The 7,363-nt window shown below is 74.4% G+C and carries 6 protein-coding genes; 3 read left to right on the top strand and 3 right to left on the bottom strand.

Features of this window, described 5'->3' with window-relative positions; translation table 11 throughout:
- The 3 genes from ETD83_RS37130 to ETD83_RS45600 form a co-directional block, all read right to left on the bottom strand.
- Window positions 1–276: hypothetical protein (locus tag ETD83_RS37130; protein ID WP_205718089.1), on the bottom strand; the 276-nt coding region annotated here is incomplete at its 3' end.
- Window positions 277–290: 14 nt separating this feature from the next.
- Window positions 291–1,274: an AAA family ATPase gene (locus ETD83_RS37125; protein ID WP_268920537.1), complete on the bottom strand. Its 984-nt coding sequence runs from the start codon at window positions 1,272–1,274 to the stop codon at window positions 291–293.
- Window positions 1,274–3,307 carry a fibronectin type III domain-containing protein gene (locus ETD83_RS45600; protein WP_138649882.1) on the bottom strand — a complete coding sequence of 678 codons (2,034 nt, stop codon included), beginning with the start codon at window positions 3,305–3,307 and terminating at the stop codon, window positions 1,274–1,276. The genes ETD83_RS37125 and ETD83_RS45600 overlap by 1 nt, the downstream gene beginning before the upstream one ends.
- 383 nt (window positions 3,308–3,690) lie before the next feature.
- Between ETD83_RS45600 and ETD83_RS37115 the strand changes: the two genes are divergently transcribed.
- The 3 genes from ETD83_RS37115 to ETD83_RS37105 are packed head-to-tail and all read left to right on the top strand — an operon-like array spanning window position 3,691 to window position 7,341.
- Window positions 3,691–4,449: a M50 family metallopeptidase gene (locus ETD83_RS37115; RefSeq protein ID WP_230421439.1), complete on the top strand. Its 759-nt coding sequence runs from the start codon at window positions 3,691–3,693 to the stop codon at window positions 4,447–4,449.
- 58 nt (window positions 4,450–4,507) lie between these two features.
- Window positions 4,508–5,806 carry an SWIM zinc finger family protein gene (locus tag ETD83_RS37110; RefSeq protein ID WP_138649881.1) on the top strand — a complete coding sequence of 433 codons (1,299 nt, stop codon included), beginning with the start codon at window positions 4,508–4,510 and terminating at the stop codon, window positions 5,804–5,806.
- Window positions 5,803–7,341, top strand: coding sequence for a DUF5691 domain-containing protein (locus ETD83_RS37105; protein WP_138649880.1), 1,539 nt, complete (start codon window positions 5,803–5,805; stop codon window positions 7,339–7,341). Before ETD83_RS37110 ends, ETD83_RS37105 begins: the two co-directional genes overlap by 4 nt.
- The last annotated feature ends 22 nt before the right edge of the window (window positions 7,342–7,363 follow it).

The raw sequence follows: 7,363 nt of genomic DNA, 5'->3' as shown, positions 1-7,363 counted from the left end.
GGATACGGGGTCATGCGCACTGAGCCCCCGCGCGCCGCGCCCCTTGTTCGTCACGTGCAGGACGCCGACGGCCGGTTCGCCGCGCTCCACCTTCGTCGGCGCGATCTCCCGGCGGACGTCCAGCTTCGGCTGCGGCAGCGTCCACAGCGCGGCGGCGGCCACCGCGACGAGCCCGGCCACCGCGAGCATCGCGGGCTCCGGGTAGCCGAGCCACCAGCCCGCCGCGTACAGCGGCGCCGCCACGGCCGCCGTCCCCCATCCGAGCGGCGTCAGCACCTCACACCTGCTTCTCAGACATGAGCGGCCTGCGGCGTCGGCACGTTCTGCAGGGCCTCGGCGACGATGTCCGCGCCCGCGCGCCCGCGCAGCTCCGCCTCCGGCGTCACGATCAGCCGGTGCGCGATCACCGGGACCGCGAGCGCCTTCACGTCCTCCGGGACGATGTAGGACCGGCCGGCCGCCGCCGCCCGCACCCGCGCCGCCCGCAGCAGCGCGATGCTGGCCCGCGGGCTCGCGCCGAGCCGCAGGTCGGGATGGTCGCGGGTCACCGCGACCACCCGCACCACGTAGTCGTAGAGCGGCGGCGCGACGTGCAGCCGCTGCGCGAAGTCGATCATCCGGGCGAGGTCCTCGCGGGCCATCACCGGCGGCATCTGGTCGAGCATCGCCCCGGTCGGCGCGCCCGCGAGCAGCGCCACCTCCGCCTGGTGGTCGGGGTAGCCCATGGAGATCCGCATCAGGAACCGGTCGAGCTGCGCCTCCGGCAGCGGGTACGTGCCGTCCATGTCGACCGGGTTCTGCGTCGCGATCACCATGAACGGGCGGGGCACCGGATGCGGCGTGCCCTCCACCGTCACCCGGCGCTCCTCCATGACCTCCAGCAGCGCCGACTGCGTCTTCGGCGAGCCGCGGTTGATCTCGTCCGCGACGGCGAGGTTCGCGAAGATCGGACCGGCGTGGAACTCGAACGCGTTCGTCCCCTGGTTGAAGATCGACACGCCGGTGATGTCGCTGGGCAGCAGGTCGGGCGTGAACTGGATCCGCGCCCACTTCGCCTCCACCGACGCCGACATCGCCCGCGCGAGCGTCGTCTTGCCGACGCCCGGGACGTCCTCGACCAGCAGATGGCCCTCGGAGAGCAGGCAGATCAGCGCCAGCTCCACCTTCTCCCGCTTGCCGCGCACGACCCGCTCGACGTTGCCCGCCAGCGCCCCGAACATCTGCGCGAACCGCCCCGCCAGCGCCTCCGCGTCCATCCCCGCGGTCTCGGACATCAGACGCACCCCCAGAGCGTTGAGGAGAAGGTCCCCGAGTTCGAGCCGGGGGTGGCCACGTACAGGTCGCTGACCCAGCGCACCTTGCCGCCGTATTCGATCTTGTCCCAGATGCCGCTCTTCCGGCTGGGGTCGCTCGCATCGGGGACGTTGGTGCCCTGCTGCTGGCAGATCACCTTCACCGATCCGGTGAAGCCCTGCGGGAACTCGCCGTCCTGCGGATAGTTCGTTCCCGGTCCGGAGCGAAGATTGGTCGTGGTGCTGTTGTTGTGGTGCCCGTTGTAGTTCCTCGCGTGCGGGGCGGGGTCGAGGTCCGCGGTCCCGCTCACCGCCGTGGACGAGCCGGCGCCATTGCGGGCGGTCACGGTGACCGTGTAGGTCCGTCCGTTGGTCAGGCCCCTGACCTGGTGCGACGTGTTCTTGCCATGGGCCGAGCCGCCCTGCCAGGCGATGTCGTAGGTGACGTCGTAGCCGGACGAGCGGCCCCAGGTCAGGTCCGCGCCGTGGTTGACGGGCGTTGCCCGCAGTGCGGTGGGCGGGCCCGGGGCGGTGCAGGCGGTGGCGCCGACCTCGCCTGACTCGCTGTAGGCGGGCCTTCCGTCCTTGCCCTTGTACTCGGCGGCGACCTTGTAGATGTGGGTGGTGGTGTCGCACGTCAGGCCGGCGACCTTGAACGTTCCGCCGGGGCTGTTCGCCGGGAACTCGGCCGGGCTCGCGGCGGCGACGGGGCCGCCCGACCGGTCGAGGAGGACGAACCTCGTCACCGGGTAGACGCCCTGCGGCTGCGCGGCCGGGGTGAAGCGCACGTTGACCGAGCCGTTGTCCCCGGACGCCGCGGGCGTCGGCGGGTCGGGCGCGCTCGGGTCCTTCTTCACCGGCGGCCTGCCCTGCGGGGGCACGGCGTTGGAGCCGCCGCGACCGCCGCCCGCGCCGTTGCGGTTGCCCTGGCCGTTGCCGGGGTTCGCCTGGACGGGCAGCGGCCGCCGCGCGCCGCCCGGGATCTTGTCCTCGTACTTCTTGATGCGCTTGACGCCGCCGTTCGAGTCGAACGCGAACGCGATCGCGCCGTTCGGGTCGTTGACCCAGAGCATGTGGTCGCGGACGAGGACCTCGATCGCGCCGCCGGGACGGGCGGCCGCGAGCGGGCGCTCCCAGGCGTTGCGGTCGGTGTTGAAGATCAGCAGCCGCCCGGACGTGCGGTCGGGCAGGTAGACGCGGGGGCCGAGCACGTGCGGGGGCTCGAAGGCGTGGTCCGGCACGCGGAGCGCGACCGACTCGACGCGTCCGACGCCGGTGTCCAGCAGGTACAGCGCGCCGCCCGCGCCGAGCATGGGGACGATCTGCCCGTCGGCGACGGCCGGGACCTTGACGCCGTGCCGGGCCTTGGCCACGGGCGCGGGCAGGGTGATCCGCTGCGTGCCCTCGGGCCGGACGATCAGCGCCGTCGCGGACGTGCTGTCGACGATCACGGGCCGTCCGGCGGCGATGGTCAGCGCGAGGCGGTCGCCCGGCCTGCCCGCGGCGACGGGCGCGCCCTTGCCGCCGTTCCGGAACGGGACGACCTCGCCCGCCTGCGGGACGGGCACCCACAGCGCCCCGTCGGCGTCGATGCCCGCCTGCCCGAGCGGCGCGGTCAGGGTCGTGGACGGGCCGATCGGCGTCAGCCGCAGCGGGTCGATCCGCTGGACGGCGCCCTTGACCGCGTCGATCGTGTACGCGGCCCCGGCGCCGGCGAGGACCTGCAGCCCCGGCCCGCCGACCGGGCGGCTGCCCGTGATCGTGAGCTGGGACGGGTCGATCCGGCTGACGACGCCGGTGTCCTCGTCCACCAGCAGCACCGTCGTGCCGTCCTGGACGACCTTGATGTGATGGCCGCGCATCTGCGGCACCACGGCCGCCTTGCCGTCGACCTTGCCCGCCAGGCCGTTGGCGTGCACGACCATGCCCTTGGCGCTCGCGCTCAGCCAGGCGCCGACGTCCGCGAGCCTGTACCGCGCGCTGGCGGTGCCGACCCCGTACACGAGCGCGCTCACGCAGAGCACTCCGACGAGCCCGGCCGTTATCTGGCCGGTCAGGCGGTCTCGCCGGAAATACTGGAAGAATCCGCGCCGGCCCGTGGCCGGCGCGGAGGATCGGTCCCCGTTCAATCCCCGTCACCCTCTCGTCGCGCCGTGCCCGTACCCCCGAACCACGGCGCGAAGGGCACCATAACGGTAATCAGCGGCATAGCGGAGCGGGATTCACGAAGATCTCGCCTGGTGATCGGCTGTAACATCGCGGGTTACGGGCGGGTCCCCATGACATTGATCACATTCGCCCCTCACGGCCGGTTCCTCCGCATCCGGAGCGCGCTGATCCGAACGCGAACGTTATCCGCGACGTCCTAAGGTTGGGCATCGCGACGACGACTTCCGGGGTGGACGTGGACGACATCAGCATCGGCGACCTGTGGGACCGCGTGACGGGCACCCAGCCCGACCCCCCGTTGTGGCTGGTCGTCCTCGTCGGCGTCGTGGCGCTCGGCTCGGTCGTCCACGGGCCCACGTGGCGGGTCGCGCGCAACACGGTGACGATCGCGCACGAGGGCGGGCACGCGCTGATCGCCCTGGTCACCGGCCGGAAGCTGGACGGCATCAAGCTGCACTCCGACACCTCGGGCGTGACCGTCTCGCGCGGCAAGCCGCACGGCCCCGGCATGATCTTCACCGCGATGGCGGGATACCTCACGCCGCCGCTGCTCGGCCTGTTCTTCGCGCTGCTCCTCGCGGACGGCCGCATCACGCTGATGCTGTGGTTCTCGCTGGCGCTGCTCGCGGGGATGCTCGTCATGATCCGCAACGCCTACGGCGCGCTGTCGGTGGTCGTCACCGGGGCGGTCATCTTCGCGGTGTCGTGGCTGGGCAGCGCCGAGGTCCAGGCCGGGTTCGCCTATCTGGCGGCCTGGTTCCTGCTGCTCGCGGCGACCCGTCCGGTGGTCGAGCTCCAGCGGATGCGCACCCAGCGGATGGCGCCGAGCTCGGACGCCGACCAGCTCGCGAACCTCACCGGCGTCCCGGGCCTGGCATGGGTGGGCCTGTTCGGCGCGGTCGCGCTGCTCGCGCTGCTGGCCGGGGGCGCGCTCCTCGTCCCGGACGGCCTGTCCCTGCCCGACTTCTCCGCCCCGTCCGCGCCCTGAGCGACGGCCGGCGCGTTCGCCGGGTGGACTGTCCTAGGGCGCCGATAGTTTCGATGGTGTGAGCGATCGATGGGACCGGGAGCAGGTGCTGGGCCTCGCGCCCGACGCGCCGTCCGCGAAGGCGGCGGGCGGCGTCGCGAAGCCCGGCAAGTGGGCCGCGACGGGCTGTGACGGCGAGGCCGTGTGGGGCGAGTGCCAGGGCAGCGGCAAGTCCGCCTACCGGACGTGCGCCGACCTGACCGAGCCCGCGTTCCGGTGCTCGTGCCCGAGCCGCAAGTTCCCCTGCAAGCACGCCCTCGGGCTGCTGCTCCTCTGGGCCGACGGCACGGTCGACACCGGGCCCCGTCCGGGATGGGCGGCCGAGTGGATCGAGGAGCGGCGCGAGCGCGCCGACAAGGCGGCGCGGCGCAAGGCCGTGCCGGCCGCCAAGACCAAGGACCCGAAGACCGTGGAGCGGCGGGAGCGCCGCGTCGACGACGGGCTCGCCGAGCTCGACCAGTGGCTCCGCGACCAGGTCGCGCACGGCCTCGCGCAGGCGGAGAAGGCGTCCTACCGGCTGTGGGACGACGCGGCGCGGCGGCTCGTCGACGCGCAGGCCGGTTCGCTCGCCGGGCAGGTCAGGGGCCTCGCGGCGATTCCCCGGCAGCCCGGCTGGCCCGATCGTCTCCTGGAGGAGTACGCGCTGCTGCGGCTGCTGGTACGGGCGTACGGGCGGCGCGACGAACTGCCGGAGGGGCTGCGCGACACCGTCCGGTCGCGGGTGGGGTTCACCGTCCCGCAGGAAGAGGTGCTCGCCGCCGGGGAGCGCGTTCGAGACCGGTGGTGGGTGACCGGTTCGCGCGACACCGCGCAGGACCTCCTGACGACGCGCCGTGTATGGCTGCTGGGGCGGCGGACGCGGCGTCCCGCGCTGGTGTTGTCGTTCGCCGCGCCGGGCACGTCTCTGGACGCGTCGCTCATCGTGGGCACGGAGATCGATGCGGAGCTGGCCTACTATCCGGGGTCGCCGCCGCTGCGGGCCCTGGTCGCCGAGCGGCACGGCGCGGTGGCGCAGGGCAGGCCCGAAGGGACGTCCGTCCAGGGGTTCCTGGACGAGCACGCCGCGGCGGTCGCGCGAGATCCGTGGCTCGACCGCTGGCCCGCGACGCTGGAGAACGTCCGCCTGGCCCGCGCCGCGGGCGGCGGCCTGGCCGTGGTCGACGGCGCCGGCGGCGCCCTGCCGCTCCGGCTGGGCGACCCGTGGCGGCTGCTCGCGCTGTCGGGGGGCGGGCCGGTGACGATCGCCGGCGAGTGGAGCCCGCGCGGCCTGCGCCCGCTGGCCGCATGGCACGACGACGAGGGGTCGGTGGTCCTGTGACCGCGTGGAACGAGCACGTCACGGCCGCGCTGCTCGGCACGGAGCGCCGCGACCCGCCCGTCCTGCCCGATGCCCCCGACACCGGCGACCTGGCGGGGCGGCTGCTCGACCAGGCGGCGGTGCTGGCCGTCCGGCGCCGGGCGGGCCGGGTCCCTTCGGTCGAGGCGCCCGAGCCGGTGGCGCTCGCCCCGGTGGAGGACGTCCCGGTGGTGCCGGGCCCGGCGGCGGCGCGGCTGCGCCGGATCCTGAGCGGCGAGCAGATCCGGGTGCTGCCCGAATGGCTGGACGCGGCGGCCGGCCGCGGCCTCCGGGTGCCCGCGCAGTCACTGCCCGACCTGCTGGAACGCGGGCGCGGCGACCGGGTGCTGCGGCCGTCGATCGCGCGGGCGGCCGGGCGGCGCGGCGTGTGGCTGGCCCTGCAGAACACCGACTGGGCGTACCTGGTCGGCTCCGGTGACGACCCCGGCGGCGGCCCCGAGGTGTGGGAGACGGGGACGCGCAACCGGCGCGTGGCCTACCTGACCAGGCTCCGCGGCACCGATCCCGGGAAGGCGCGTGAGGTGCTGCGCGAGACGTGGGCGACGGAGCCCGCGCCCGACCGCGCCGCCTTCCTCGCCACCTTCGCGCACGGGCTGACTCTGGCCGACGAGGAATTCCTCGAATCGGCGCTGGAAGACCGCGGCAAGGACGTCCGGCAGCTCGCGTCCGACCTGCTGGCCCGCATGCCCGGGTCCGCGTACGGGGAGCGGATGGCCGCACGCGCCCGCGCCTGCCTCACCGCCGAGACGCGCGTCGCGCGCGGCCGGAAGCAGACCTGGATCCGCGTCGAACCCCCGCCGGCCCACGGCGAAGACCTGGCGCGCGACGGCGTCCCGTTCCATCCGAGCGGGTCGTTCGCGCCGAGGAGCGGCGGCGCGCCGGTGGGCACGCGGGCGGCGTGGCTGCGCGAGATCCTCGCCCGCACGCCCCTGTCGACCTGGACGGAGCTGTTCGCGCTGCCGCCGATGGAGATCGTGTGCCTGCCCATCGGCGTCGCCGGAGGGTCGGCCCCTCAGGACGACCAGGAGTCGGACGGGCGGGACGTCCACATCGGGTGGGCCCGCGCCGCGCTCGGCCAGCACGACGCCGAATGGGCGCGGGCGCTCCTCAAGGGCGGCGTCATGGTGGACGAGCCGGAGGCGCTCGCCGACCTGCTGTCCGTCCTGCCGGAGGCGGAGCGCGACGCGGCGGCGGCCGGCCTGATCCGGTGGGTGGAGGGGCGGCCCGACCTGCTGCGGGTGCTGGAGCGCGTCCCCGGGCCGTGGACGGGCGCGCTCGCGTCGGCGGTCGTCGCGACGCTCGCCGCGTCGGCCGAGCGGCACACCCGGCGCGACGAGCACCTGATCACGCAGCTGTGCCGGCTCGCCGACCAGCGGCTCGACCCCGCCGCCGCGTCCCGCCTCGACGTCCTGGAACCGGCGGTCCCGCGGGCCGTCACCGAACTGATCACCACGCTGCGATTCCGCGACGAGATGCTGAAGGAGCTGGATTCGTGACCGAAGAGAATTCCCCGGGGGG

This window comes from Actinomadura soli (assembly GCF_005889715.1).
GTDB lineage: Bacteria > Actinomycetota > Actinomycetes > Streptosporangiales > Streptosporangiaceae > Spirillospora > Spirillospora soli.
The sequence above is the reverse complement of the archived record's forward strand: the minus strand, read 5'-3'. Positions and strand labels throughout refer to the sequence as shown.

Coding starts and splice junctions, on each gene's coding strand:
- ETD83_RS37125 (WP_268920537.1), bottom strand. CDS start 1,274: ATGTCCGAGACCGCGGGGATGGACGCGGAGGCGCTGGCGGGGCGGTTC.